29 protein-coding genes are annotated in these 26120 nt (G+C 68.9%); 14 read left to right on the forward strand and 15 right to left on the reverse strand.

Going from position 1 to position 26120, the window contains the following annotated elements; all coding sequences use genetic code 11:
* Nucleotides 1-64: 64 nt before the first annotated feature.
* Together lipB and sucB are read right to left on the reverse strand one after the other, a co-directional pair.
* Nucleotides 65-880 carry a lipoyl(octanoyl) transferase LipB gene (gene lipB / locus H590_RS0105540; RefSeq protein ID WP_028702781.1) on the reverse strand — a complete coding sequence of 272 codons (816 nt, stop codon included), beginning with the start codon at nt 878-880 and terminating at the stop codon, nt 65-67.
* 97 nt (nt 881-977) lie between these two features.
* Nucleotides 978-2360, reverse strand: coding sequence for a 2-oxoglutarate dehydrogenase, E2 component, dihydrolipoamide succinyltransferase (gene sucB / locus H590_RS0105545; protein WP_028702782.1), 1383 nt, complete (start codon nt 2358-2360; stop codon nt 978-980).
* Nucleotides 2361-2431: 71 nt separating this feature from the next.
* Between sucB and H590_RS0105550 the strand changes: the two genes are divergently transcribed.
* On the forward strand, nt 2432-2812 hold the full coding sequence (locus tag H590_RS0105550; RefSeq protein ID WP_126412624.1) for a hypothetical protein: 381 nt from the start codon (nt 2432-2434) through the stop codon (nt 2810-2812).
* A 60-nt stretch (nt 2813-2872) separates the two neighbouring features.
* On the opposite strand, the gene H590_RS0105555 is transcribed toward H590_RS0105550, so the two are convergent.
* Together H590_RS0105555 and H590_RS0105560 are read right to left on the reverse strand one after the other, a co-directional pair.
* Nucleotides 2873-3091: a hypothetical protein gene (locus H590_RS0105555; RefSeq protein ID WP_028702784.1), complete on the reverse strand. Its 219-nt coding sequence runs from the start codon at nt 3089-3091 to the stop codon at nt 2873-2875.
* 30 nt (nt 3092-3121) lie between these two features.
* Nucleotides 3122-3814, reverse strand: a complete 693-nt coding sequence (locus tag H590_RS0105560; protein ID WP_028702785.1) for a DUF3043 domain-containing protein — start codon at nt 3812-3814, stop codon at nt 3122-3124.
* A 272-nt stretch (nt 3815-4086) separates the two neighbouring features.
* Here H590_RS0105560 and H590_RS15075 point away from each other — a divergent pair, with 272 nt between their 5' ends.
* The 7 genes from H590_RS15075 (at nt 4087) to H590_RS0105595 (ending at nt 9788) form a co-directional block, all read left to right on the forward strand.
* The gene (locus H590_RS15075; RefSeq protein WP_036981190.1) at nt 4087-4845 is read left to right on the forward strand and encodes a PspA/IM30 family protein; all 759 of its coding nucleotides are present in this window, start codon (nt 4087-4089) and stop codon (nt 4843-4845) included.
* Entirely contained in the window at nt 4842-5132 is a 291-nt protein-coding gene (gene pspAA, locus H590_RS0105570; protein WP_028702786.1) for a PspA-associated protein PspAA, read from the forward strand. The genes H590_RS15075 and pspAA overlap by 4 nt, the downstream gene beginning before the upstream one ends.
* Nucleotides 5129-6073, forward strand: a complete 945-nt coding sequence (locus H590_RS0105575; RefSeq protein WP_028702787.1) for a glycerate kinase — start codon at nt 5129-5131, stop codon at nt 6071-6073. The genes pspAA and H590_RS0105575 overlap by 4 nt, the downstream gene beginning before the upstream one ends.
* Nucleotides 6074-6225: 152 nt before the next feature.
* The gene (erpA, locus tag H590_RS0105580) at nt 6226-6582 is read left to right on the forward strand and encodes an iron-sulfur cluster insertion protein ErpA (RefSeq protein WP_028702788.1); all 357 of its coding nucleotides are present in this window, start codon (nt 6226-6228) and stop codon (nt 6580-6582) included.
* A gap of 199 nt (nt 6583-6781) precedes the next feature.
* Entirely contained in the window at nt 6782-7663 is an 882-nt protein-coding gene (gene ctaC / locus H590_RS0105585; RefSeq protein WP_436406251.1) for an aa3-type cytochrome oxidase subunit II, read from the forward strand.
* Between the two features lie 17 nt (nt 7664-7680).
* Nucleotides 7681-9396 carry an aa3-type cytochrome oxidase subunit I gene (gene ctaD / locus H590_RS0105590; protein WP_414973645.1) on the forward strand — a complete coding sequence of 572 codons (1716 nt, stop codon included), beginning with the start codon at nt 7681-7683 and terminating at the stop codon, nt 9394-9396.
* Nucleotides 9393-9788, forward strand: a complete 396-nt coding sequence (locus H590_RS0105595) for a cytochrome c oxidase subunit 4 (RefSeq protein ID WP_028702791.1) — start codon at nt 9393-9395, stop codon at nt 9786-9788. The genes ctaD and H590_RS0105595 overlap by 4 nt, the downstream gene beginning before the upstream one ends.
* Before the next feature lie 119 nt (nt 9789-9907).
* Here H590_RS0105595 and H590_RS0105600 read toward each other — a convergent pair whose 3' ends face one another.
* The gene (locus H590_RS0105600; RefSeq protein ID WP_051238208.1) at nt 9908-10603 is read right to left on the reverse strand and encodes an NAD(P)H-binding protein; all 696 of its coding nucleotides are present in this window, start codon (nt 10601-10603) and stop codon (nt 9908-9910) included.
* Nucleotides 10604-10640: 37 nt separating this feature from the next.
* A complete protein-coding gene (locus H590_RS0105605; RefSeq protein WP_028702793.1) occupies nt 10641-12101 on the reverse strand; it encodes a GuaB1 family IMP dehydrogenase-related protein in 1461 nt (486 codons plus the stop codon).
* An 89-nt stretch (nt 12102-12190) separates the two neighbouring features.
* Between H590_RS0105605 and H590_RS17615 the strand changes: the two genes are divergently transcribed.
* Nucleotides 12191-12685, forward strand: a complete 495-nt coding sequence (locus tag H590_RS17615) for an MGMT family protein (RefSeq protein ID WP_084149299.1) — start codon at nt 12191-12193, stop codon at nt 12683-12685.
* Here H590_RS17615 and qcrB read toward each other — a convergent pair.
* The 4 genes from qcrB to ctaE are packed head-to-tail and all read right to left on the reverse strand — an operon-like array spanning nt 12616 to nt 16950.
* Nucleotides 12616-14340: a cytochrome bc1 complex cytochrome b subunit gene (qcrB, locus tag H590_RS15085; RefSeq protein WP_051238209.1), complete on the reverse strand. Its 1725-nt coding sequence runs from the start codon at nt 14338-14340 to the stop codon at nt 12616-12618. The genes H590_RS17615 and qcrB overlap by 70 nt on opposite strands.
* Nucleotides 14340-15455 (reverse strand): cytochrome bc1 complex Rieske iron-sulfur subunit, encoded by a 1116-nt coding sequence (gene qcrA / locus H590_RS0105620; protein WP_414973644.1) that lies wholly within the window; start codon nt 15453-15455, stop codon nt 14340-14342. Before qcrA ends, qcrB begins: the two co-directional genes overlap by 1 nt.
* Nucleotides 15422-16225, reverse strand: a complete 804-nt coding sequence (gene qcrC / locus H590_RS0105625; protein ID WP_028702795.1) for a cytochrome bc1 complex diheme cytochrome c subunit — start codon at nt 16223-16225, stop codon at nt 15422-15424. Before qcrC ends, qcrA begins: the two co-directional genes overlap by 34 nt.
* A 29-nt stretch (nt 16226-16254) precedes the next feature.
* Nucleotides 16255-16950 (reverse strand): aa3-type cytochrome oxidase subunit III, encoded by a 696-nt coding sequence (ctaE, locus tag H590_RS0105630; protein WP_436406245.1) that lies wholly within the window; start codon nt 16948-16950, stop codon nt 16255-16257.
* Between the two features lie 270 nt (nt 16951-17220).
* Here ctaE and H590_RS0105635 point away from each other — a divergent pair, with 270 nt between their 5' ends.
* A complete protein-coding gene (locus tag H590_RS0105635) occupies nt 17221-17628 on the forward strand; it encodes a DNA-binding transcriptional response regulator (RefSeq protein ID WP_028702797.1) in 408 nt (135 codons plus the stop codon).
* 13 nt (nt 17629-17641) lie between these two features.
* Nucleotides 17642-18715 (forward strand): anthranilate phosphoribosyltransferase, encoded by a 1074-nt coding sequence (gene trpD / locus H590_RS0105640; RefSeq protein ID WP_028702798.1) that lies wholly within the window; start codon nt 17642-17644, stop codon nt 18713-18715.
* 58 nt (nt 18716-18773) lie between these two features.
* On the opposite strand, the gene H590_RS0105645 is transcribed toward trpD, so the two are convergent.
* From H590_RS0105645 to H590_RS0105655, 3 genes are all read right to left on the reverse strand, one after another.
* Nucleotides 18774-19499, reverse strand: a complete 726-nt coding sequence (locus tag H590_RS0105645) for a prepilin peptidase (RefSeq protein WP_051238210.1) — start codon at nt 19497-19499, stop codon at nt 18774-18776.
* Between the two features lies 1 nt (nt 19500).
* On the reverse strand, nt 19501-20055 hold the full coding sequence (locus tag H590_RS15090; RefSeq protein WP_051238211.1) for a transcriptional regulator: 555 nt from the start codon (nt 20053-20055) through the stop codon (nt 19501-19503).
* Between the two features lie 212 nt (nt 20056-20267).
* A complete protein-coding gene (locus H590_RS0105655) occupies nt 20268-21239 on the reverse strand; it encodes a sunset domain-containing protein (protein WP_028702800.1) in 972 nt (323 codons plus the stop codon).
* Nucleotides 21240-21401: 162 nt separating this feature from the next.
* Between H590_RS0105655 and H590_RS0105660 the strand changes: the two genes are divergently transcribed.
* The gene (locus H590_RS0105660) at nt 21402-21917 is read left to right on the forward strand and encodes a peptidylprolyl isomerase (protein WP_028702801.1); all 516 of its coding nucleotides are present in this window, start codon (nt 21402-21404) and stop codon (nt 21915-21917) included.
* 163 nt (nt 21918-22080) lie between these two features.
* Nucleotides 22081-22659, forward strand: coding sequence for a rhomboid family intramembrane serine protease (locus H590_RS0105665; RefSeq protein ID WP_028702802.1), 579 nt, complete (start codon nt 22081-22083; stop codon nt 22657-22659).
* 18 nt (nt 22660-22677) lie between these two features.
* Here the strand turns inward: H590_RS0105665 and H590_RS0105670 are convergent, their stop codons facing one another.
* Together H590_RS0105670 and H590_RS15095 are read right to left on the reverse strand one after the other, a co-directional pair.
* Nucleotides 22678-22953 carry an Lrp/AsnC family transcriptional regulator gene (locus H590_RS0105670; RefSeq protein WP_028702803.1) on the reverse strand — a complete coding sequence of 92 codons (276 nt, stop codon included), beginning with the start codon at nt 22951-22953 and terminating at the stop codon, nt 22678-22680.
* A 10-nt stretch (nt 22954-22963) separates the two neighbouring features.
* Nucleotides 22964-24745: a DEDD exonuclease domain-containing protein gene (locus tag H590_RS15095; protein ID WP_071161707.1), complete on the reverse strand. Its 1782-nt coding sequence runs from the start codon at nt 24743-24745 to the stop codon at nt 22964-22966.
* Between the two features lie 222 nt (nt 24746-24967).
* Here H590_RS15095 and H590_RS0105680 point away from each other — a divergent pair, with 222 nt between their 5' ends.
* On the forward strand, nt 24968-26119 hold the full coding sequence (locus H590_RS0105680) for a C40 family peptidase (protein ID WP_084149296.1): 1152 nt from the start codon (nt 24968-24970) through the stop codon (nt 26117-26119).
* Nucleotide 26120: the final 1 nt, after the last annotated feature.

A 26120-nucleotide genomic window follows, 5' to 3' on the forward strand; every position in this document is an offset into this window, starting at 1 on the left:
CCCTCAGAGGCCACAACGTCTCCTCGATCTGCTGAACTGGACCTCATCGAACTGTACGTCGCCCTCAGTCGATCGGATGGAGGAAGGCCGGATGGGAGCGCCGGGGGATGTCGGGGCTCATCCGGTAGGGGCGGAAGGCCATCATCTCGGTGAGGATCGGCTCCAGACTCCGGGCGACCTCCACCAGACCGGGGATGCGGGCCTCGGGTCCGTGGACCCGGCGCAACTCCCTGGCCATCGTGGTGACATCGGCGTCGGCGATCCCGCACGGGATGATGTTGTCGAACCCGGTGGTCTGCGGGTCGATGTTGAGGGCGAACCCGTGCATCGCGGTCTGCCTGGAGACCCGGATCCCGATGGCGCAGATTTTGCGTTCGGGCCCGGTCCCGTCGGAGGGGAACCACACGCCGGTGCGTCCGGGGACCCGCCCGGCCTGGAGGTCGTAGCCGGCCAGCAGCCGGATGATGGACTCCTCGACCCGGCGGACGTAGTCGACGACGCCGATCCCGCGCTGGAGGAAGACGATCGGGTAGCCGACCAGCTGGCCCGGCCCGTGCCAGGTGATCTCCCCGCCCCGGTCGACCGGCACCACCGGCGTGCCGTCGAAGGGATAGGCCTGCGGACGGGTGCGCCGACCGGCGGTGTACACCGGGTCGTGCTCCACGTAGATCACCGTGTCGGGGATCTCATGGGCCGACACCCGGGCGTGCACCCGGCGCTGGTGGTCCCAGCACCAGCGGTACTCGGTGCGGACCGGCGGGACCTCGGTGATGCCCAGGTACTCGAACTCCAGACCCTCGGGATGGGGCACCCAGCCCTTCGGCGAGACGCCGCCGTGGACCTGCGGAGTCTGTGGTTGTGAGGTCGCCTGTTGTGTCACGCAGTCACCATATACACCGATCCCCTCCGCTGCGCGGACCCGTGTCGGGGCCCGTGCAGGGGAGGGGATGAGTCGGCTGGTTGAGTGGGAGGAGGGCTCAGAACTCGCCCCCGAAGTCGCCCTCCTCCAGGCGGTTCTTGACGCCGGTGAGGAAGCGGGCGGCGACCGCGCCGTCGATCAGACGGTGGTCGTAGCTCAGCGAGATGTACATCATGTCGCGGATCGCGATGGTGTCCTCGCCGAACTCATTGGTGACCACCACCGGGCGCTTCACCAGGGCCCCGGTGCCGAGGATGGCGACCTCCGGCTGGTTGACGATCGGGGTGTCGAACAGGGCACCGGCCGAACCGTAGTTGGTGATGGTGAAGGTGCCACCGGCCAACTCGTCGGGAGTCACCTTGTTGTCGCGGGTCCGGGCCGCCAGATCGCCGATCTGGTGGGCCAGTCCTGCGATGTTGAGATCGCCGGCGTTCTTGATCACCGGGACCAGCAGGCCCCTGGGGGTGTCCACCGCGATACCGACGTTCTCGCTGGCGCCGTACTCGATCGTCCCGGCCTCGGTGTCGATCCGCGCGTTGAACTTGGGGTTCTGCTTGAGGGCCTCGACGATCGCCTTGGTGATGAAGGGCAGGTAGGACAGGCCCACTCCCTCGCGCGCCTTGAAGGCGGCCTTCTCGGCCTTGCGGATCCGCGAGATCGCGGTCATGTCGACCTCGACGGTGGCCGTCAACTGGGCCGAGACGTGCAGCGAGTCGACCATCCGGGAGGCGATCACCTTGCGCAGCCGACTCATCTTCTCGGTCGTGCCGCGCAGTGCTGCCGCTTCCGCCGAGACCTCCTGGGCGGCCGCCCTGGCCGACGACGAGGCCGGCGCGGGGGACTGGGCGGGTGCCGGAACGGGAGTGGGGGCCTTGGCCTTCTCCGCGGCGTCGAGGACGTCCTGCTTGCGGATCCGCCCGCCGACGCCGGTTCCGGTGAGGGAGCCGAGGTCGATGCCGTTCTCCTTGGCGAGCTTGCGGACCAGCGGGGTGACGTAGACATCAGAGGAGGAGCTGGTGGCCCGCGGCGCCACGGCATTGCTGCCGGCCGACGGGGGGGCCGCCGGAGAGGGGGCTGAGGGAGCAGCCGGCGCGGGTGCCGGGGCGGGTGTGGCCGGTGCTGCGGGTGCCGGTGCGGGTGGTGGGGTGGGCTCGGACCTGGGGGGTTCGGGGGTGGCCGCGGGTGCGGGGGCTGGGGCGCTGTCGGGGTCTCCGATGACGGCCAGGACCGATCCGACGGCGGCGTCCTCGTCCTCGCGGACGCGGATCTCCAGGAGGGTTCCGGAGACGGGTGAGGGGACTTCGGTGTCGACCTTGTCGGTGGAGACCTCAAGGAGGGGTTCGTCTGCCTCGACGGTGTCGCCGACGGCCTTGAGCCAACGGGAGACGGTTCCCTCGGTGACGGACTCACCGAGCGCTGGGAGGGTGACTTCGGTCGACATGAGGTGGAGCTCCTTTGCAAGCCGCTACGTGTGAGTTTCAGCCTAGCCCGGGCTGTCGTAATGTGCATGCAGTGACAGGATCGACCCGGAACCGATCATCGCGAACCGCCGCCGATGGTGGTCGCAGCTGGTGGCGCGTGTGCCTGGACGCCGCAGTGGTTGCTGTCGGGGTGGTCATCCTGGTCTGGGGGACCGTCGTGCTGACCCATCCCACGCTCACCTGCCGCGGGGTCGAGATGGGCCCGGGGGACGTCTGCCACAAGTCCAGCTACACCTCGCTGCGGACCGACACCGTCCAGAGCTACGAGCAGCGACGCCGGGCGGTCGCGCAGTCGCGCCCCACCGTCATCGTCCTGGGGGCAGTGGTGACGGTCTTCGGCGCCGGAATGCTCACTCGGCGGTTGCGACGACCGGAGCCCCCAGCCCCCAGGCAGTCACCCCCCAAGCAGTGACTCTCAGCCCCCAGGAAGGGGGCCTTCAACCCTCAGCAGGTAACCCTCAAGCAGAGGCGCTCAGCCCTCGGCCAGGGACATCGGGGAGCGGACCGGATTGCCGTCCTCGGCGAGGGTGGCAGCGTCCACCCCCTCCTCCGAGAGGTCCTCCCAGACCTCGGAGAACCAGGCGTCCGCCTCGTCGGCGGTCTCGAAGCTCTGGCTGGCACCCAGCTCGGCCAGCGCCTCGGCCGAGGCGGGGGTGGGACGGGGGACTGACAGGATCCACGCGAAGCTCATGGCACCCGAGCCTAGCCGGGAGCGCGTCTGTCAGGCCTTCTTGCGGGAGGCGGGGGCGACCCGGGGGGCCGGGTTGCGCCACCGGCGCGGCGTCATCGACCGGTTGTTCATGTAGCTCAGCATCCCCTTGCGCGAGGTCTCGGGATACTCGGAGATGAGCTGACGGCGAATCGGACGCCACAGTCGCCAGGCATCCACCGCCCAGCCGACCATCACGGCCAGCATCAGCACGGTCATCAGGTTCACCACCACGATGGCTCTCGGGAAGATCGTGATGATGATGAACCACAGGATCATCACGCCCAGGAAGATCGGCATGATGAACTCGCTGAAGGTCCGGCGGGAGTCGATGTAGTCGCGGATGAGGATCCGCTCCGGCTTCTTCTCCATGTTCTCCAGGCCGGTGATCCGGGCCTGGCGCCTGGCGTCCCGGTCGCGTCGGCGCAGTTCCCGTCGTGACAGGTTGGGGTGCAGACGCGCCATTCTCGCCGCCTCGGCCTCGGCGCGGCTCGGTGTCGGACCGCTCTTGCGCTGCGGTCCGCGACGCCCGGTCACGACCGTCTGACCGTTGGCGTCCTGACCCTTGTCACCCTGGCCCTTGGCGACCTGGTTGTCGGCGTCCCGGCCGGGTTCGGAGGCCCTCGGGGAGTGCTCTGCCGTGTCCCGGTCGGAGGCCTTGGCGGTCTCGGTCTGGCCCTGCTGGTACGGGCGGAAGAGTCCCACGCTGCGTCCTTGATCCGATATGTCCACCCCCATGCTCCTGGGGGCACTCCTTGGTGAAGGAGGCTCGGACAGTCTAGAAGATCCTGCCAAGATCGGTTCCCGGGCCCGGACTGGTCCCCCGAATTCGGGCCCACAGGGTGATTGACGTCGTCTCGGGCGGACATCTTGACCCGGTGACCGTAGTCTTGAGGGCGTCACCGGGACCGTAGGCGGTCGCGGGATGTCCGTGCCGCGGTCGCGGCCGAACCGAACGGAAGGATCCGACACCACCCATGGCTGGAATTTTCGAGCGATTCTCGATGATCTTCCGCTCCAAGGCCAACAAGGCCCTGGACAAGGTGGAAGATCCGCGCGAGACGCTGGACTACTCGTATCAGAAACAGCTCGAGATGCTTCAGAAGGTGCGCCGCGGCGTCGCCGATGTCGCCACGAGCCGCAAACGCGTCGAGCTGCAGGCCAACCAGCTCAACAGTGAGATCGACAAGATGCAGCGGTCGGCCCAGCGTGCGCTGGAGCAGGGTCGCGAGGACCTGGCCCGCGAGGCGCTCACCCGCAAGGCGGGCCTGCAGTCCCAGTTCGACGATCTCCAGGCCCAGCACGCCCAGCTGCAGGGCGAGGAGGAGAAGCTGATCCGCGGCTCCCAGCGGCTGCAGGCCAGGGTCGACGCCTTCCGCACCAAGAAGGAGACCATCAAGGCCAGCTACTCCGCCGCCGAGGCCCAGACCCGCATCAATGAGGCCTTCACCGGCCTCAGCGAGGAGATGGGCGACGTAGGGATGGCCATTCAGCGCGCCGAGGACAAGACCCTGGAGCTCCAGGCCCGCGCCGGTGCCGTCGATGAACTCATCTCCGCCGGGGCGATCGACGACCCCACCGACATGCACAAGGACGGCATCACGCGCGAGCTGGACGCCCTGTCGGCCGACTCCTCGGTCGAGCAGGAGCTGTCGGCGATGAAGGCCCAGCTGACGGGCGGTTCATCCGCCCGTCCGGAGCTGGAGCAGGGTGAGGACGGGAAGGACCAGAGATGATCATCCGCATCATGGGAGAGGGCCAGTGGGATGTTCCCGACTCGGTCCTCCATGAGCTCAACGGGATCGACTCTCAGGTCGAGCACGCCGTCGCCACCGGCTCCCAGGAGGAGCTCACCACGGCCCTCACCCACCTCGTGAACACCCTGCGCACGCAGGGCCATCAGGTTCCCGACGACCAGATCCTCGACTCCGACCTCATCGTCCCCGATGAGACGGCGACCGTGGAGGAGGTCTCCCGGCTGCTCGCAGGCAATGGATCGGGAGACGGCCTGATCCCCGGGTGAGAGTTCTCGTCGCGACCGGATCCTGGCAGTCCCAGGACTCACCGGCCGGTCTCGACTCGGCGCAGGTCGGAGCGTGCCTGGCCCGGGCCTGGGCCCGACTGGGGGACGAGGCGGCCGTCCTCCCGGTGGCTCCGGCCGGGCAGGGCTTCGCCCACTGCCTGAACCGTCTCACCGGCGGCAGGCCGCTCAGCCCACGGTGGCCGGACGTCGGCGAGGACCGCTGGACGGCCTCATCGGCACCTTTGGGGGAGTTCCTCCGGTCGGCGCTGGGGGACCGGGACCCGGTCCGGCCCCCGGTTCTGGAGCTCGCCTCGGCCCCGTGGCGCGACGGCGGCCACGGAATGATGGACGCTCTGGGCCCGATGGCGTCACGGCTGTCCGGGATGACCCTGGTCACCTCGGTCGAGGAGGCCGATCGCCAGCTCACCGGACTGCGCGGGCTGGTCTCCACCGAGGCCCGCTCCGAGGGGATGGACCCGGCACGGATGCTCCGGCTCGACCAGGTGCTGTGCGACTGGGCCGCCGAGCTCACCGGTGCCCCCCAGGCCGGCACCGCCCCGGGATCCGGGGCGTCCGGCGGGGTCGGAATGGCAGTTTCCGCTCTGGGCGGAGAGGTCACCACCGGTTCCCGATTCCTCCTCGAGGCGGCCGCAGCGGAGCAGAGCGCCGCCACCGCCGACCTCATCGTCACCGGGGTGCGCCACCTCGACGCGATGAGCCTGACCGGCGAGGTGGTCTCCACCGTGACCGGTCTGGCCGGGCGCGCGGGGGTCCCTGTGATCGCCGTGACGGCCACCAACGAGGTGTCCGAGCGGGAACTGCGGGCCGCCGGACTGGAGGCCGCCCTGGCCCTGGAACCCGGTACCGAGCCGGTCGGGCGCACCGGCGCCGCCGCGATCACCGACCTCGCCGTGCCGGTGGCGCGCACCTGGCACTGGTGAGTGGTTCGCCCGAGACGCGTTGGGCGGGCTCTGGGGGCACCTTCTAGACTGGTGGCGGTGCGGGTCGATGTCCCGCACCCGGATTTGTTCGAGCAGCATCGTCCGACCAGCACCGTTGGATCAACACCGATTGATCAGCTTGGAGTACCGATATGACTGACACTGTCAACGAGGCCCCCGCCATCGAGGGCATCATCCTCACCGATGCCGCGGCCGCCAAGGTCAAGGCCCTGCTCGACCAGGAGGGTCGCACCGACCTCGCCCTGAGGCTGGCCGTCCAGCCCGGCGGATGCTCCGGCCTGCGCTACCAGCTGTTCTTCGACGAGCGTCACCTCGAGGGCGACGTCGTGGGGACCTGGAACGGCGTCGACGTCGTCACCGACCGGATGAGCGCCCCGTACCTGGCCGGCGCCACCATCGACTTCATGGACACCATCGAGAAGCAGGGGTTCACCATCGACAACCCCAACGCCACCTCGACCTGCGCCTGCGGCGACTCCTTCCACTGATCCAGAAGGTCGGCTGTCGGGGATCGTGTTCCGCTTACAGCGTCGACCCGTGAGGCCACCGGCGTCACACGTCGACTGATATCACCCCGTCCGGTTCTCGAGCCGGACGGGGTGACTCTTTTTCGCTATTGTTCGACCTGTCGGACACAACGGTCTTCTGTCGCGCCTGCGGCACGGCATGTGGCGGGAAGGGTGAGTCGTGAGAGCTCAAGTCGAACCTCGGCGGGCCAGAGTGGGCCGTCGGCTCGCGGCCGTGGGAGCGGGGCTGTCAGCGCTGATGCTGTCGGCGTGCAGTTCGCAGACTCAGGGGCAGGCTGCCAGGTTCGGTCTGGTGGACGGTGCCTCCGATCGTGCGGCGCACATGGAGTCGATGTGGACCGGTGCCTGGATCGCGGCACTCATCGTCGGAGTGTTCGTCTGGGGTCTCATCATCTTCGCGGTCGTGCGGTTCCGCCGCCGCTCCGGTGATCCCGAGATTCCCCGGCAGTCGCGCTACCACCTGCCCCTGGAAGTCCTCTACACGATGGTGCCCTTCCTCATCATCGGGGTGCTGTTCTTCTACACGGTGCGCACCCAGAGCTCGGTCCTGGCCAAGGACACCAAGCCTCAGCACACCATCAACGTGGTGGGGCAGAAGTGGTCCTGGACCTTCAACTACATGGAGGCCGACAACCCGGCCGCCGGGTCCGTGGTGACCCGCGAGGCCGGAACCATCGAGAAGATTCCGGACCTCTACCTGCCGGTCAACGAGTCGGTGAGGTTCCATCTCAACTCCGCCGACGTCATCCACTCCTTCTGGGTGCCGGCCTTCTACTTCAAGATGGACGTCATCCCCGGCCATCCCAACCAGTTCGACCTGACCCCCACCAGGGTCGGGGTCTACGACGGCAAGTGTGCCGAGTTCTGCGGCACCTACCACGCGAACATGCTCTTCAAGGTCCACGTCGTGCCGGTCTCCGAGTACAACGCTCACCTTCAGAAGCTCAAGGCGGCAGGCCAGACCGGAGAGGTGAAGGCACCGGCATCGGTGACCACCCTCGCCGGTTCCAGCCCCAGCCAGGAAGGAAGTGAGGGCAAGTGAGCAGCGCAGCAGCACCACTGAACCGCGAGGCGATCGCCCCCGCCGGTGAGCGGACCACCACCCGGCACCGGGTCGGCAAGCTCATCTGGGACTACATGACGACCACCGACCACAAGAAGATCGGTCGGCTCTACTTCATCACGTCCTTCTTCTTCTTCCTCTTCGGCGGCGTGATGGCCCTCATCATCCGCGCCGAGCTGGCCTACCCGGGCATGCAGTTCGTCCACTACGAGACCTTCAACCAGCTGTTCACGATGCACGGCACGATCATGCTGCTGATGTTCGCGACCCCGCTGTTCGCCGGTTTCGCCAACTACGTGATGCCCCTTCAGATCGGCGCCCCCGACGTCGCCTTCCCGCGGCTGAACATGTTCGCCTACTGGCTGTACCTGTTCGGCTCGCTGATCGCCTGCTCCGGATTCCTCACCCCCGGCGGTGCCGCCAGCTTCGGCTGGTTCGCCTATGCGCCGCTGTCGGACGCCATCAACACCCCCGGTGTCGGCGGCGACCTGTGGATGATGGGGATCTACCTGCTCGGCCTGTCCTCGATCCTCGGCTCGGTGAACTTCGTCACCACCATCATCACGATGCGCACCCCGGGCATGACGATGTTCCGGATGCCCATCTTCTGCTGGAACATCCTGGTCACCTCGATCATGGTGCTGGTGACCTTCCCGGTGCTGTCGGCCGGCCTGCTGGTGATGGAGTCCGACCGGCTGCTGGGTTCCCACGTCTTCGACGCCGCCAACGGCGGACCGATCCTGTGGCAGCACCTGTTCTGGTTCTTCGGCCACCCTGAGGTCTACATCCTCGCCCTGCCGTTCTTCGGGATCGTCACCGAGATCATCCCGGTGTTCAGCCGCAAGCCGGTCTTCGGCTATGTCGGTCTGGTCTTCGCCACCCTGGCGATCGGCGGCCTGTCGATGTCGGTGTGGGCCCACCACATGTTCGTCACCGGTGCGGTCTCGCTGCCCTTCTTCTCCTTCATGACCTTCCTCATCGCGGTTCCGACCGGTGTGAAGTTCTTCAACTGGATCGGCACCATGTGGGGCGGGTCGATCAGTTTCGACACCCCGATGCTCTTCGTCGTCGGCTTCCTGGTGACCTTCCTGTTCGGCGGCCTGACAGGCGTCATCCTGGCCAGCCCCCCGATGGACTTCAATGTCTCCGACACCTACTTCGTCGTCGCCCACTTCCACTACGTGCTGTTCGGCACGGTGGTCTTCGCGATGTTCGGCGGCTACTACTACTGGTGGCCCAAGATCACCGGGCGGATGCTCGACGAGACCTGGGGCAAGATCCACTTCTGGACCCTCTTCGTCGGCTTCCACACCACCTTCCTGGTCCAGCACTGGCTGGGTGTGGAGGGCATGCAGCGCCGGATCGCCGACTACGGCGCCTGGGAGGGCTTCACCACCCTCAACCAGGTGTCCACCTTCGGGGCCTTCCTGCTGGGCATCTCGATGCTGCCCTTCATGTGGAACGTCTGGATCTCCCGCAAGCACCCCAAGGTCGAGGTCGATGACCCCTGGGGCTGGGGGCGGACCCTGGAGTGGATCACCACCTGCCCGCCGCCGGCACACAACTTCGATCACATGATCCGGGTCCGTTCGGCCTCCCCGGCCTTCGACGCCGCCCATCCTGAACTTCAGAAGGAGCCAGGATCCCTGGCGGGGGAGTCCGACGAGCCGCGCGAGCTCATCCACTCCAGCAAGCGAGAGGATCACCGATGAAGGTCGAACGTTGGGTATTCACCGGGCTGGCGATCTTCCTGCTCGTGATGACGCCGATCTACTGGCTGTCCGCCCACGAGATCGCCGGAGCCCTGGCCCTGGGACTCGCCGGATTGATGTCGGTGATGATCGCCGGATACGTCCTGGCGGTCGGCCGGCGGATCGACGCCCGCCCCGAGGACGACAAGGAGGCCGAGGTCATCGACGGCGCCGGCACCCTGGGCTTCTTCCCCCCGACGAGCATCTGGCCCTTCTGGTGCGGGGTGACGGTGGCCCTGATCTGCCTCGGCCCGCCCTTCGGCTGGTGGCTGTCGGTGCTCGGCGTCGCGGTCGGCATCTGGGCCGTCTCCGGATGGGCCTTCCAGTTCTACCGCGGTGAGTACGCCCACTGAGCCGCTCCAGCCGGCGGCCAGCGTGCGCATGCAAGCACAGCGCCCCGGGGACCACAGCAGTGGTTCCCGGGGCGCTGTCGTGCTGGTGCTGCGTGGCGTTGAAGAGCCCGTGAGGCGGCTCAGGCGAAGGCCTCGGGGATCGGGGTCGAGCCATCGCTGAACCGGATGAACCGGTGACTCGTGGTTTTCGGGTGGGCCAGAACCGCGACGATGACCCGGGCCACCGCCTGCCGGGAGGTGGGTGTGTCCGGGTGGGCCGAGTGCCCGTCGGGCAGCACCGTGATGCCGCCGGCAGCCTCCAGACTCAGCGAGCTCGGGCCGAGGATGGTCCAGTCGACCGATGAGGCCATCGTGTACCGGTCGGCCTGGGCCTTGGCATCCGCGTAGGCGAAGAAGGGCACCGCCGGGTCCACCCCGTGGTCCGGGCTGCCGGACCACGACACCAGGATGAACCGGGGCCGGGAGGAGGACCGTGAGATGGCGTCGACCACGGCCTGGCAGCCGTCCCGGTCGATGGCATAGGTCTGCTCCGCCCCGGCCCGGCCGCCGTTGCCGGCCGACCACACCACGGCGTCGACCCCCTCGATCAGTCGGTCCAGCTCGGCGGCCGACATCGTCGTGACGTCGGCGACCAGGGGCTCGGCCCCGGCCCGCCGCACATCGTCGGACTGCTCGGCGTGACGGATGACGGAGATCAGCCGGTTATCGGTGTCGGCCATCTCGGCGGCCAGCAGCAGGGCGACCTTGCCGTGCCCGCCGATGACCAGAACCGTGCGGCCCTCACTGGTGGATGCTGTGCTGATGGAAGAGTTCATGGTCATCAGCCTACGCAGGCCGGCAGAGGGCGACCGGTCAGCTCCAGGAGCTGGAGAGCGGGCGGCCCTCCTCGTAGCCGGACGGGGACTGGACCCCGATGACGGCCTTCTCGTGGAACTCGGCCAGATTGGCGGCGCCGGCGTAGGTGCACGAGGAGCGCACCCCGGAGGTGATGAAGTCCAGCAGGTCCTCGACCCCGGGGCGGTCCGGGTCCAGGTACATCCTGGAGTGCGAGATGCCCTCCTCGAACAGTGCCGCACGGGCCCTCTCGAAGGCGCTGCGCTGACGGGTGCGGTGACGCACCGCGCGGGCCGAGGCCATTCCGAAGGACTCCTTGTACCGGCGTCCGTCGTGGTCGGTGATCATCTCACCGGTCGACTCGTGGGTGCCGGCGAACCAGGACCCGATCATCACCGAGCCGGCGCCGCCGGCGAGGGCCAGGGCGACGTCGCGCGGGTAGCGGACCCCGCCGTCGGCCCAGATCGAGCCGTTGACCTCGGCGGCGGCCTCGGCGCACTCCAGGACGGCGCTGAACTGGGGACGTCCCACCCCGGTCTGCATCCGGGTGGTGCACATCGCGCCGGGCCCGACGCCCACCTTGACGGTGTCGGCACCGGCGTCCAGCAGGTCCAGGGTGCCGCGCCGGGTGACGATGTTGCCGGCCACGATCGGGACCCGCCGTCCGGTCTCCTCGGCGAACTCGCCGCGCACCCGGTGGGCGATCCGGATCGCCTTGATCATCTGGTCCTGGTGACCGTGGGCGGTGTCCATCACCAGCACATCGGAGCCGGCGTCCAGGGCGGCCCTGGCGCGCCCGGCGACGTCCCCGTTGATGCCGATCGCGGTACCGACCATCAGGTGCCCGGAGGGGTCGACCGCGGGCTGGTAGATCTCGCTGCGCAGGGCTCCGCGGGAGGTCATGATGCCGACCAGCCGGCCCTGGTCGTCGACCGCGACCGCCACCTTCTGGTGGTGGTCGGAGAGCGTGTTGAAGACGTCGTCGGCGCTGAGATCGGGGCTGACCACCGTGAGGTCGGTGGACATCACCTCGTGGACCTGGGCGAACCGGTCCACCCCCTCGGCCTCGCTGGGGGAGACCAGGCCCACGGGTCGGTCGTCCTCCAGGACGATCCCCACCCCGTGTGCTCGCTTCTGCAGGAGTCCGACGGCCTCCCCGACGGTGGTCGTCGGATCGACCTTCACGGGCGTGTCGAAGCGGGTGTCGGCGGCCTTGACCCGGCTGATGGATCGGGCGACGAAGGGGGCGGGAATGTCCTGGGGGAGGATCGCGATGCCGCCCCGACGGGCGACCGTCTCGGCCATCCTCCGGCCCGAGACGGCGGTCATGTTGGCCACCACGATCGGGGTGGGGGTGTGAAGGGCGTCGGTGGAGGTGAGGTCCACATTCATCCGGGATCCGACCGAGGACCGGTTGGGCGCCATGAAGACGTCGTTGTACGTGAGGTCGTAGGTCGGCTGCTCATTCAGGAAACGCACGTACTTGATCCTCTCATGACAGGTGCCTTGCAGCCTATCTCTGTCACGGGGTGGACGGGGGTGCTCCGCGGCTGGGCGAGAATGGCCTGGTGAACCCCAGCCCGACCGCCGAGACCATCGACCGGGTGCTGCTCGCCGTGGATCTGGTGCCCTCCGGACGAGTGGTGAGCTACTCCGACGTCGCCGAGCTGGTCGGCACCTCGGCCCGCCGGGTCGGTCGGATCATGGCGGTCAGCGGCCATGACGTGTGCTGGTGGCGGGTGGTCACCGTCTCCGGCGACCTGCCCATCGGACTGACGGCCCGAGCGGTCGAGAGATGGCGGCAGGAGGGTATCCCGGTCAAGGCCTCGGGTCGTGGCTGCCGGATCGCCGGCTGTCGCGCCGATCTGGTCGGCTGGGCCCGGGCCTATCTGAGCGCACTCGCCGCCGCCGGGGAGCCATCGCGACAGGACCACCCGGACCAGCAACCCCAGGACGCACTGCGGCCCGGGGGACAACCCCCGGGCCGCAGGACTCAGTGCGTCGATCCCTCGAGTTCATCACTCCTCGGGGCGTCTCCGACCTCGGACGGGGACTCGGGCTGAGTGCCGACCTCGGGCTCCTCCTCGACGTGGATCTCGTCGGAGCGGGGGACCGGGACATTGGCTCCCAGGAACCACCGCGACAGCCGGGCCCGCCGCTTCGAGATGCCGTTCTTGACCGGAATTCCCTCATCACCGGTGACAGTGGCCTCCAGGACCGGGTACTGCCGGTGCTGGGTGAGGGAGTAGGCCTCGGCGACGCTGATCGGCTCATGGGACTCGGTGTAGCCGCCGTCGGGGGAGCGCACGATCTCCCCGGATGGGGATCCGTGGCGCAGACGCTGGGCGTCGGCCCGCTGCAGACTGATGCAGGTGCGCTTGGTGATGTGGTAGGCGATCACCGGGGCGACGAACACCGCGACCCTCATGAAATAGGTCACCGCGTTGAGGCTCACGTGGAAGTGGGTGGCGATGATGTCATTGCCGCCCGACAGCCAGAACATCGCGTAGCAGGTCATCGCCGCCACACCCAGTGCGGTGCGGGTCGGCACATTGCGCGGCCGGTCCAGGATGTTGTGGTACGAGTTGTCGGCGGTGATCCACCGCTCCACGAAGGGCCAGGCGACCAAGGCGGTCATCAGCAGCCCCATCAGTCCCACGCCCGGAATGAAGATGTTCCAGCTCCAGGTGGTGTGGCCGATGTGCGACTCCCAGTCCGGCATGATGCGGATGGCACCCTCCAACCAGCCCATGTACCAGTCGGGCTGGGACCCGGCGGTGACCTGGGAGGGATTGTACGGGCCGTACTTCCACACCGGGTTGATCTGCATGAAGGTGGCCATCAGGGTGGTGATCCCGAAGACCACGAAGAAGAATCCGCCGGCCTTGGCCATGTAGACCGGGAACATCGGGTAGCCCACGACATTGTTCTCGGTGCGTCCGGGGCCGGGGTACTGGGTGTGCTTGTGGTAGACGACCAGCGAGATGTGGGCGACCACCAGTCCCAGCAGGATCGCCGGCACCAGCAGGATGTGCACCATGTACAGCCGGGGCACGATGGCGGTACCGGGGAACTCCCCGTTGAAGAGGAAGAACTCGATCCAGGTGCCCACCAGCGGGATGGACCGGATGAGGCCGTCGACGAAGCGCAGGCCGGTTCCCGACAGCAGGTCGTCGGGCAGCGAGTAGCCGGCGAATCCCTCGACCATGGCCAGCATGAACAGTCCGATGCCGATCAGCCAGTTGACCTCGCGCGGCTTGCGGAAGGCTCCGGTGAAGAACACCCGGAGCATGTGCACCATCGCGGCGGCGACGAACAGGATGGCGGCCCAGTGGTGGATCTGGCGGACCAGCAGGCCCCCCCGCACGTCGAAGGAGATGTCGAGGGTGGAGGCGAAGGCCTCCGACATCGGCACCCCTCGGAGCAGCTGGTAGGAGCCCTGGTAGTCGATCTCGGCCATCGAGGGCTTGAACCACAGGGTCAGGAAGACCCCGGTGAGCAGCAGCACGATGAAGGAGTACAGCGCGATCTCGCCGAGCAGGAATGACCAGTGGTCGGGGAAGACCTTGCGCAGTCCGGAGCGGCCGAGCTTCGCCAGTCCGAGCCGGTCATCGGCCCAGGTGAGGACGCCGGTGGCGGACCTCTTGGGCGGGACGTCGTCGGGGACCTTGGTCTCCACGGCGGGTGAGGTGTCGGCTGTGCCGGTGGGGCTGGCCATCAGTTGTCACCCTTCTTGAAGTCGTGACGGGAGTCTCGCTCGAAGTAGCTCGGACCCACCGGGACGGTGAAGTCGCTGCGGGCGACCAGATAGCCCTGCTGGTCGACGGTGATCGGCAGCTGCGGCAGGGAGCGGGCGGCCGGTCCGAAGACCACCACTCCGGAGTCGCCCAGGTCGAAGGTCGACTGGTGGCAGGGGCACAGCAGATGGTGCGTCTGCTGCTCCCACAGCGAGATCGGGCAGCCCACGTGGGTGCAGATCTTCGAGTAGGAGAGGATCCCGCCGACCTGCCAGTCGCGCCGGGAGTCGGGGATCTTGATCGAGTCCGGATCCATCCGCACGATGATGATGGCGGCCTTGGCACGTTCGATCTGCTGGTGGACCCCCTCCATCTCGGCGAGGTTCTCGGGCTCGGCGTTGACGAGCTGGCCGATCTCCATCTCGGAGGCCTTGATCGGGGTGTAGGTGATGTCGTTGACCAGCCGGACACCCTCGGCCCAGATGGTGCGCTCGATGGTCTTGGCGCGCATCGAGGCGGTCGGCTTGGGTCCGAGGTCGGCGAAGCTCACGACGGCCGGCAGGGCCAGCGCTCCCAGCGCACTTCCCAGGGCCAGGCCGATCACCTTGCGCCGGCCGAGCCGGGAGTCCTCGGCACCGGCCTTCCAGGCCGCGGCGATGGCCTGCCGGTCCTCGTCGGAGGAGGCCACCGGATGGCGCTCCTCGGAGATCTCGCGGTCCTCCATGATCTGCTTGGCCCAGTGGATCGAGGCCAGCCCGATCAGCAGGATGGCCAGCCCGGCGGTGCCTCCGAGAGCCAGATGCATCGCACTGGTGTGCAGCGGGCCGAAGGACACCGCGGCGTCGCGGGGGATGGCGAAGTAGCACACCACGAAGGCGACGGCCAGCACCGGGGCCAGGCCGTACATCGCGACCACCTGCCGGTAGACCCGGCGGCCGACCTCCGGGTCGGTGTCGCTGTACCGGTCGACATAGGGCTCGGGGCCCGGATCAGCGATCGGCGGATGGACCGTCGAGGGATCCTGCTCCGGGGTCTTTCCCGCCGGTTCCATCTGATCGGTGCTCATCGAGACCGAGCTCCCTTCCGCGCCAGCCACACGGCGGCCAGCAGACATCCACCGATTCCGATGATCCAGCCCCACAGCCCCTCGGAGACCGGGCCGAGACCGCCCAGCGCGAACCCTCCGTCTGAGGGCTGCGAGTGGGTCGTGTTGAGGTAGGCGATGATCTCCTTGACGTCCTGGTCGGTCATCACCTGCTTGGAGAAGACCGGCATCTGCTGGGGTCCGGTGCGCACCGCCTCGTAGATGTGCTTGCCGGAGCTCTTCATCAGGGAGGGTGCGTAGGAACCGTTGGGCAGCGCTCCGCCGCGTCCCTCGATGTTGTGGCAGGCAGAGCAGTTGGTGCGGAACAGCTCCCCGCCGCGGGCGACCTGCTCGGCGGTCAGGCCGACGGTGGCGTACTGGTCGGCACTGGGGATCGCCGGGCCCGGGGCCAGGGTGGCGACATAGGCGGCGACCTGGGCGACCTCCTCGGAGGTGAAGGTGGTGCGCTTGGCGGGGGCCTGGGCCTCGGGGCGGGCCATCGGCATCCGCCCGGTGCCCATCTGGAAGTCGACAGACGCCGCTCCCACTCCGGCCAGGCTGGGGCCCTGGGAGGTGCCCTCGCCGTTCATGCCGTGGCACGAGGAGCAGTTCGTCTCGAAGATCGCCTTGCCGGCAGCCACCTGGCTGGACACATTCGAGTCGGCACTGCTGGAGGCGGCGGGGCTCACCAGGGCGTAGACGCTGCCCACCAGCACAAGAGCCAGCACCAGCATCAGGGGCTTCGCCGCCGGGTGCCGTCGTCGCGTGGAGAGGAATCTCACTGGATCGACCTTTCTTGTCTGGCGCGCGGTCAGTGCACGATGTAGATGACCGAGAACAGGATGATCCAGATGACGTCGACGAAGTGCCAGTAGTAGGACACCACCATCGCCATCACCGCCTGCTCGTGAGTGAAGGTCCGCGCCAGGTAGGTGCGTGCCAGCGTGAACAGGAAGGCGATGAGGCCGCCCAGCACGTGCAGGCCGTGGAAACCGGTGGCCAGGAAGAACAACGAGAAGTAGACGTTCGAGGAGATCGTGTGGCCCTCGCTGATGAGGTTCGCGTACTCCAGAGCCTGCCCGGCGATGAAGACCGCGCCCATCGCGAAGGTGAGGGTGTACCACTCGCGCATCCCCCAGGAGGTGATCGCCCCCAACCCGCCCGAACGGCGCACCCGGCCGTGCTCTGCGGCGTGGACACCCATCTGGCAGGTGACCGAGGAGAGCACCAGGATCAGCGTGTTGACCGCCGCGTAGGGGATGTCCAGGTGGGAGGACTGGCTCTGCCAGAGGTTCTGCGAGCCGGCCGCCGCCTGGACGCTGGTGGTCTGACGGATCATGAAGTAGGCGGCGAACAGTGCCGCGAAGAACATCAGCTCACTGGCGAGCCACACCCAGACCCCCATGGGCAGGAGGTCTGGACGACCGGCGGGAGCCTTGAGTCGTGATGGGGCGATCGGATGGATGGCACCGGTCGGTCGCTCGGCTGTCTGCGATGAAGTGGCCACGAGGTCATTATGTCGGCAATCGGGCGATTGGTCATGTCTTGGCGAAAGGAAACCTCAACCCTGAGTGATTGACAGACTTCCCGATGAGATATGGCCGGGCCCTCGGGGCGGTCGGGTGGGGGTGATCGCAGCCGGTTCGGGTGGCGATACGATGCCCTCCGGAGGGCTTGGAGTGCGACGTCGGCTCCGCGGCCGCCTCCGCCCAGAGCCGCCGGACGGATTCCCGGATTTCACCGTCGGCGCACACAACGACCCGTGTGAGGACCGGACATGAGTGACGAGAAGACGAGTGGGACGCGCACCCTGAAGGTGCTGGTGTACTCCGACGACCGACAGGTGCGCGAGCAGGTGAGGCTGGCACTGGGCAGCCGGATCGCCGCGGACCTGCCCGAGGTGGAGACGGTGGACGTGGCCACCCAGGCGGCAGCCGTCCATGCGGTGGACTCCGGCGGCTATGACGTGCTGATCGCCGACGGCGAAGCCGTGCCGAGCGGCGGAATGGGACTGTGTCACCAGCTCAAGGACGAGGTGGCAGACTGCCCACCGGTGGTGCTGCTGGTTGCTCGCGTCGCCGACGCGTGGCTGGCCAGCTGGTCACGTGCCGATGCCATCTCCACCCACCCCGTCGATCCTCTTGAGCTGCCCAGGGTCGTCGCGGACGTCGTCAGGGCAGCCTGAAGGGAGTTCCCCTATGTCGACCGAAACCGTCCCCGCAGGTGGCCGGACCTGGCCGGACCTGCTCACCAGCCTGGTGAGCGGCACGGACATGGATCAGGAGACCGCGGCGTGGGCGATGGATCAGGTGCTCTCCGGAGATCTCAGCCCGGTCCAGATCGCCGGTTTCGCGGTGGCCCTGCGCGCCAAGGGGGAGACGGTCGACGAGCTGTCCGGAATGGCGGACGGAATGCTGGGCCGGGCCACCCCGATCGACCTGGACCACGAGACGGTCGACATCGTGGGCACCGGCGGTGACCGGGCCAACACTGTCAACGTCTCCACGATGGCGGCCATCGTGGCCTCAGCAGCCGGGGCGAGGGTCGTCAAGCACGGGAACCGGGCCGCCAGTTCGGCCTGCGGCACCGCCGACTGCCTGGAGGCCCTGGGGGTCGCCCTGTCGGTGCCCCCGGACCGTCAGCCCGAGGTGCTGGCCTCCTCCGGCATCGTCTTCCTGTTCGCCCCGCTGTACCACGCCTCGCTGCGCTTCGCCGGGCCGGCTCGCAAGGAGCTCGGCATCCAGACGACCTTCAACCTGCTCGGGCCGCTGAGCAACCCGGCCCGTCCGGTGGCCAATGCGATCGGCATCGCCGATCGGAGCATGGCTCCGCTGGTCTCCCAGGTACTGGCCAGGCGTGGCTCCCGGGGGCTGGTCTTCCACGGCGGTGACGGGCTCGACGAGCTCACCACCACCACCGACTCGTCGATCTGGCTGTTCCGCGACCGCCAGGTGGTCGAGACCACCCTGGATCCCGCGGACCTGGGTCTGGCCCGGGCCAGCCGTGACGACCTGGTGGGGGCCGATCCCGCCTTCAACGCCCAGGTCGTCCGCGACCTGCTCGACGGGCGGACCGGACCGGTGCGCGACATCGTGCTGCTCAATGCCGCCGGCGCCCTGCTGGCCTTCCAGGGGCCCGACCTGGAGGCCCCGCTGGCCGACCAGTTGAAGGGTCCCCTGGAGCGCGCCGCCGAGGCCGTCGACCAGGGAGTCGCCAGGGAGCATCTGGCCGGCTGGATCGAGGCCACCCAGAGGGCCACCCGGACCGACTGAGGTTCCATTCCCGGTCCGTCCTCGTCCCGGAGGGGTTCAGCAGAGAGTGCCGCTGGGCTCACTGCCAGGGCGCACCACTGACCGCCAGGGCGCCCCACGGACCGAGCCACAGAGCCGGTCCGTAGCCGAAGACGGTGCCCCACGGGGAGGGCCGGAACCGCCTCACCAGGGTCGTGCCGACACCGATCAGCACCCCGGTCAGGGCGGTCGCCATCAGGGAGGCCGCCCACCCCTCCAGACCCAGCACGGCTCCCACCGCGCCGGTCCCGGCGGCCAGCCGGACATCGCCAAAGCCCAGTCCGGCGCCGAGTCTCCACACCAGCCAGAACAGGCCGGCGGTGACCGCGCCGAGCACCAGGCAGGCCAGCAGGTCGGCCGGGCGGGTGCTCACGAGGGCCGCGGTGACCGCGGCGGCGATGAGTCCCTCGGCCAGGCACCATCTCCACAACCGGACGGGCAGGAAGGTGGTGGCCTGGTCCACCGCCACCAGGGTGAGCACCGAGCCCGCCCACACCCACCAGATCCCCCGACCCCAGGCCGGCACCTGGCTGGTGGCCGCTCCGGCCGCCATCGCCAGCACCGACAGCACCGCGGTGCGGGCCGGGGTCACCAGGTCGCGGTACCGGGGCTTGGCGGCGATCACCTCAGCCCCCACCTCGTCGGGGTCGGGCTCGGGAAGCCGGGGGACCAGCACCCTCAGGTGCACGATCGCCAGCAGGAGGGAGACCGCGGCCCCCGCCCCGGCCGCTGCGAGCACATCCCACGACAGCGCTGCACCGAACATCTCAGGCCGCCTCCTCGGACTCGGTGGGTCCCACATCCTCGCTCCAGGTCCACATCCGGCGGGACTGGCAGGCGGCCCTGGTCCTCAGCCGCACCATCGCGGTGCACCGGCGCCGACGACCACTGATCAGGTCGAGGAGCTCGGTCCTGTCGATCCTCAGCTCGGAGCACAGCTGCGACAGCGGAACGCCCAGACCCACCAGGGCCCTCAGCCGTGCCGTCGTGCCGTCGGCCTTGACCAGCTCCAGCTCCAATGCTGCCAGAGCCCGGGTGTCCAGGAGGAGGAGTCGACGGGCATCGACCTGCCGGATCCGGCGCGGCGGTCGGCCGCCGCCCAGCAGTCGGTCCACCGTGCGGGGGGAGACCCCGCAGGCCAGCGCCAGCACCCGCCAGGGCAGCCCGGTGGCCGATCTCAGCTGACGAAGGTGGGCGGCGAAGCGGGCCGACGGCACCCAGCGGTGCGCGACGGCATCGTCGGCGGGGGTTCGCCCGGGCCGGCGGGTCTGGTGGGGATGCTGGGGCTGGTCGGGTCGGTCCGGTCGAGATGGGGTGCTCATGACTGTCCTCGCGTCGTCGGGCGGAGGGACCCAGTAGCCCCTCTCACCCTGAACAGGTGGACTGAGAGGGCCCGGTTGTGACGGTCTGGGCGATATTCACAGGAAACTCGCCCCGGCGAGGGCGCACGAGAGGCGGGCGGGTCCTCTCGGACCCGCCCGCCTCTCGGTGACGTCTCGACGCTGTGCCGGAACGGCTCAGCGGATTGAGTGCCTCAGCGCTGCGCCTTGGTGAACCCCGCCGCCTCAGCGGCCTCCTCGCTGGCGAACCAGATGTCGGTGATGGTCCGGTCGTAGCCGGCGGATCCGGGCAGGTGGTACTTCTTCGAGCGGCTGTTGGCCTTGATGACGTATCCCTCCGGGGGCTCGTTGCCGACATAGGAGTCATCGGCCGGGGCGTCTGCGGTGGTCTCCACGCCCTCGGGAGCCGGAGCTCCCTCCTCGGTCATGGTGGCCTCGCCCGAGGTCTCGTCGGGGCTCTCGGGAGACGGTGCCGAGGCCTGCGGAGCGGGCTTCTCGGCCTCCGGGGCGGGCTCCGTGGTGGGCGCCTTCGGCGTCCAGGAGTAGGTCTCGGCGGGCTCGCGGGCGGTCCAGCCGTCGTCGGAGGAGCCCAGGAACTTGCGGGCGGCGATGATGCCGGCAGCTCCGAGACCACCCAGGATGAGGAAGGTCTTGAGCACCTTGTGGCTCTTGCGGTCGGCCTTGGCGAGCTTCTTCTCGGCCTTCTTGGCAGCCTTGCGCGCCTTGCGGGAGAGCTTCGGAGAGGCGGCGACCACACCGGCTGCGGTGGCCCCGGCGCCGGCCGTCTGGCCCTTGAGCGCCGACAGCGCGGCCTGGCCGCGCCTGGTGGCCTCCTCGACGGCGGGGCTGGAGGCGACCTCGCGGGCGCGCACCTCGAGCTCGGGAAGGACATCCTTCTGGAATGACTCGTAGGCCTGCTTCACTGCCGGGACGACCTTCTGCTGGGTCACCTCGCGGGCCTCGGCGACCGCCCGCCTGCCGCGCTCGGCGGCCTGCTCGGTCAACGGTCCGATCCGGTCGGCGGCCTGAGCGGCCAGCGGAGCGGCCTTCTCCTGGGCGGCCCTGAGGGTGGTGGTGGCGCCAGCGAGTGCCTGGGCGCTCTGCTCCTTCGCCGAGGCGGCCGTGTGCTCGGCGGCCTCGCGCAGCGATTTCTTGGTGCAGGACACGAGTTCCTCCTGATGGTGTGTGGCTTGTGGTCAAGCATCACCCACCGTAGCCGCAGGGGTCGAGCCACGACAGGGAAAACCGGAATGGGTCCTACCGGAGTCGCTACTGTGGACCGGGGGACCAGCAGTTGTCTCCAACACCCCTACCAGGAAGGCAGTCAGGTGGCCACATCCGCGACCCTGCACACCAATCACGGCGACATCGTGCTCAATCTGTTCGAGAACCAGGCACCCAAGACGGTGAAGAACTTCGTCGGCCTGGCCGGCGGCACGAAGGAGTACACCGATCCGTTGACCGGCAAGCCGACGACCGGGAAGTTCTACGACGGACTGACCTTCCACCGCGTCATCGACGGATTCATGATCCAGGGAGGATGCCCGCTGGGCACCGGAACCGGCGGCCCCGGATACCAGTTCGGCGATGAGTTCCACCCCGATCTCACCTTCGGCAAGCCCTACCTGCTGGCGATGGCCAATGCCGGCCCGGGCACCAACGGCTCTCAGTTCTTCATCACCGTCGCCCCCACCCCGCACCTCAACCGGCGCCACACCATCTTCGGCGAGGTCGCCGACGAGGCGTCCAGGAAGGTCGTCGACGAGATCGCCAAGGTGCCCACCGGCCGGATGGACCGACCCGTCGAGCCCGTGGTGATCGAGAGCGTCGAGCTCGGCGAGTGATCGCCTCGTCGGCCTCCCCCGGCACCCCGGGGCCGGCGTCCCGGCTGAACAACCGAGCCTGCGGCGGGGTCGCGACGAGGAGGCTGACATGAGGAACGGCAATGACAGATGGGCTGAGCACCGGATCCGACCATCCGGTGCTCAGATTCCGGCCGCCATCGCACTGGCCGCCGTGACGGTGGTGATCTCGGTCGTCTCGATGGTCGGGCCGGTCGGCTACTGGCTGGCCGCGGGCGCCAGCCCCCAGTTCGACTTCCAGGTGTGGCGGCCGCTGCTGTTCGCGCTGTCCGGCGGGTCGATCCTCCAGGCGGTCATCAATGCCGCCTTCCTCATCCTGGTCGGACGCTCCCTGGAACCGATGCTCGGTTCCATCGACTTCGCCGTGGTCTACCTGCTGGCGGGTCTGGGAGGTGCCACCGCGCTGTCGGTGACCGGCGTCGCCGCATCCCTGTCGGGGTCGATCTGCGGGGTCTTCGGCATTCTCGCGGCGATGGCCGTCATCAAGTACCTGCAGCACCAGGACATCCGCGGCGACATCATCCTCATCGCCCTGCTGGTGATCTGGGGGATCCTGGCCGGCTCCAGGGACTGGACCGCCGGGATCGGGGCGGTCGTGGTGGGCGCCCTGGTGGGATGGGTCTGGAACCGGACGCGCTGGGCGAGCCGGACCAGGGTCTGGCTGAGCTACGCCGCCGTGGCGCTGGTCTGCCTGGTCGTGCTGGTCCTCACCTGGATGCGCTGATCCCCGCCGGGCCGACTGTCAGTCGCCGATCGAGAACATCGACTCCAGGTCGTGCTCGGAGTAGGTGCGCAGGGCGATGTGGGTGTCGGTGTCGACGACGCCGTCGATCTTGTTGATGCGGTCGGAGATGATCTCCGCCGCCTCCTCCATGTCGTGCGCCCGCACGATGGCGATGAGATCGACATGACCGGCGGTGGAGTAGACCTCGGAGACTCCCGGCAGGTCGAGGATGGCCTGGGCCACCTCGGGGATTCTCGACGAGCTGGCCTGGATGAGCACGATCGCGTTGAGCATGGCCACAACTCTAGTGGCGCTCGCCGGGGGTGTCGTCCATCTCCGGGGCCGCGCCCGGTCGTGTCGGCTCGGGCGTCATCAGCCGGGCCACGGACTGGGCCTGCTGATGGTCCGGAACCGTGCAGTGCACCGGCCACGCCCACTGTCCGGTGATGTCCACCAGCCGTACCCCGGGCTGCTCGAGCCAGGAGGCCACCAGTTCGGCCTCCTCGACCGAGCAGCCCGGCACTCCGGGAGGTCCGGGCAGGACGGTCTCGGCCTCCCGGCGGGCATTGGCCACCGTCTCCATCGGGTCGGAGCCGGCCGGGCTCACCGCCGCGGCGGCCAGTCGGCCGTGACGGATGAGATGGAACTGCCAGCCGTCGCGGCCCGTTCCCCCGCCGCAGGGCAGAGCGGCGATGATCTCCTCGCAGTCGGCCAGGGCGGCTATCCGGGCGCGGCGGCGCGAGGCCCTGATGAGCAGCCCGGTGCGCCGGGTGAGGTCACCGGCCTCCTCGAAACGCTCGGCGAGGGCCAGGGTGGCGATCCGCCGGCAGGCGGCCTCCATCACCGGTCGGACGTCGTCGGTCATCGCCCGGCGGGCGGAGTCGACCACCCGCTGGTAGTCGGCCCGGCGGTCGGCCGCCTCGGGATCCAGGCAGGGCGCAGCGCAGCGACCCATCTCCGCCAGTGGGCAGCCGTGCGGGTGGGAGGCCGGTGCCCCGGTGCACTCCCGCAGCCCGGTGAGCTCGCGCAGCGTCCGGGTGGCCTCCTCGGCCTGACCGCGACCGGTGAACGGGCCCCAGTAGATCCGGCCGGATCGGCGGGTGTCGCGCACCATCGAGAGCCGTGGGAAGGGCTCATCGGTGAGGGCCACCCAGGTGACCGCGTCCTGACGTCGGGATCTGCGGTTGTAGCGCGGCTGACGGGAGTCGATGAGCCGCAGTTCGCGGACCCCGGCCTCCAGGGTGGTGGCGCAGGCCTGGGCTCGCACCCCGGTGGCCACCCGCACCATCTCATCCATCCGCCGTCGGGTCTCCGATGCGGTGAAGTACTGGCGGACCCGTCTGCGCACGTTGACCGAGGTGCCGACGTAGATCACCTCGGGGACACTGGTCCGGTGCTCCGAGACGAACCAGTAGACCCCCGGGCCCTCGGGCAGCCCGTCGGCCCAGGTGCGTCTCGCACGCCGCGCCGCCGGGACCGCGTGGGTGACCTCCATGAGGTCCTCGAGGGTGGTCACCCCCAGATTGCCGAGCCTCTCGAGAATCGCGTGGAGGACGTCGACCGTCGCCCGGGCGTCGTCCAGGGCGCGGTGGGTGGGGGAGGTGGCAGCCCGGAAGTGGCGCGCCAGGGTGCCGAGCTTGAAGTCGCCGACCTCCTGACGCGGCAGGCAGGAGCGGGCCAGGGCCAGGGTGTCGACCACGGTGTTGCCGGGCCAGGGTCGCTCGTCGTCGGCGCAGGCCCTCTTGAGGAAGCCGATGTCGAAGCGGGCGTTGTGGGCCACCAGCACCGTCCCCCGGCTGAACTCCAGCCAGCTCGGGAGGACCGCCACGATGGAGGGGGAGTCGGCCACCATCTCGTCGGTGATCCCGGTGAGCAGCTGGACCGAGGCGCGGATGTGGGAGGGCGGGTGCACCAGCGTGGCGAACTCGCCCAGGACGACGCCGGAGCGCACCTTCACCGCTCCGATCTCGGTGATGGCGTCCTCGCCGCCCGCCCCGGTGGTCTCCAGATCCACCACGCAGAAGGTGACGTCGAACAGCGGAGTGCCCAGATCGTCGAATGAGGGCTGGACGGCGGGAGCGGTCATGATCCTCAGGCTAGAGATCGCCACCGACACTTCCCACGGCGTTCTCCCGATCCCTTTCCGATCGCTCTGACAAGGGCGGACGCCGAAGGACGGGATCATTTGCGCTGGAGCTGAGCAACGTCTAAGATTTTCTCAGTCGGACGGGTTGGGCGCTTGCATGTGCACACCGACGACATCAGGCATTGAGGACCACCGGTTCACCGGTGGTGCAGAGGAGAGAACGTGGCACAGGATCGACAGACCAGCTCGGCGACCCGCCCCTGCTCGACCGGCAGGCGGAGCAGGATCGGCCGCAGCCTGGCGGCCACCGCACTGAGCGGTGTCATTGTCGTCTCGGGGCTGGTCGGCGGACAGGGAAGTGCTGCCGCCGCTCCTGACACGGTTTCGGAGGCCAAGTCGAACCTCGACGCCATCTCGGCCCAGACCGCAAAGATCCAGGACAGCTACACCAAGGCCCAGGCTCAGCTGGACACCACCTCCAAGAAGCTGGCCACCGCCAACAAGGACCTCACCGCCCAGCGCGCCAAGGTCTCCTCGATGCGCTCCACCCTCAGCTCGTTGGCCGTCAACGACTACCAGAGCGGCGGGGTCAGCCTCACCGCCCAGCTGGTGACCAGCGGGGACTCCGCTCAGTTCCTCTCCAAGCTGGCCACCGTGCAGAACGTCAGCGACCGCACCAAGAGCCAGTTCCTGGCCTTCCAGACCCAGCAGGGCCTGCTGCAGACCCTCGAGAAGCAGGCGGCCGCCGACCGGGCCACCATCAAGTCCAACCGCGACGCCCAGGCCAAGCTGCTCAAGCAGTCCCAGGCCAAGCAGGACGAGGCCAACCAGATCCTCGACCGGTTGACCGCCCAGGAGAAGGAGCGGCTGGCCCAGGAGCAGGCAGCGGCTGCCGCCGCGAACCTCGCCCGGGCCGCCGCCCAGACCTCCCGCTCCAACTCCCGGCCCGCGGCCCCGAGCACCAGCGCCTCGTCGACTCCCCGGAAGGCCTCCTCCAGCAGTTCGACCGGCAGCTCGGCCTCCGGTCGCGCCGCCACCGCCATCGCTTTCGCGATGTCGAAGGTCGGCGGGCCCTACGTGATGGGTGGCACCGGCCCCACCGCCTACGACTGCTCCGGCCTCATGCAGGCCGCCTGGGCCTCGGCGGGTGTGAGCCTGCCGAGGACCTCCGAGGAGCAGTTCAACGCCGGCACCCCGGTCTCGACCGGCAGCCTTCAGCCCGGTGACCTGGTCTTCTACTACGGCGTGCCGCCGAGCCACGTGGCGATGTACATCGGCAACGGGCAGATCGTCCACGCTGCCAATCCGAGCGCCGGCATCAAGACCTCTCCCGTGGGCGAGATGCCCATCGCGGGTGCGAGGCGGGTAGGCTGAC

Origin of the sequence: Acidipropionibacterium jensenii DSM 20535 (assembly GCF_000425285.1) — a bacterium.
Taxonomy (GTDB): domain Bacteria; phylum Actinomycetota; class Actinomycetes; order Propionibacteriales; family Propionibacteriaceae; genus Acidipropionibacterium; species Acidipropionibacterium jensenii.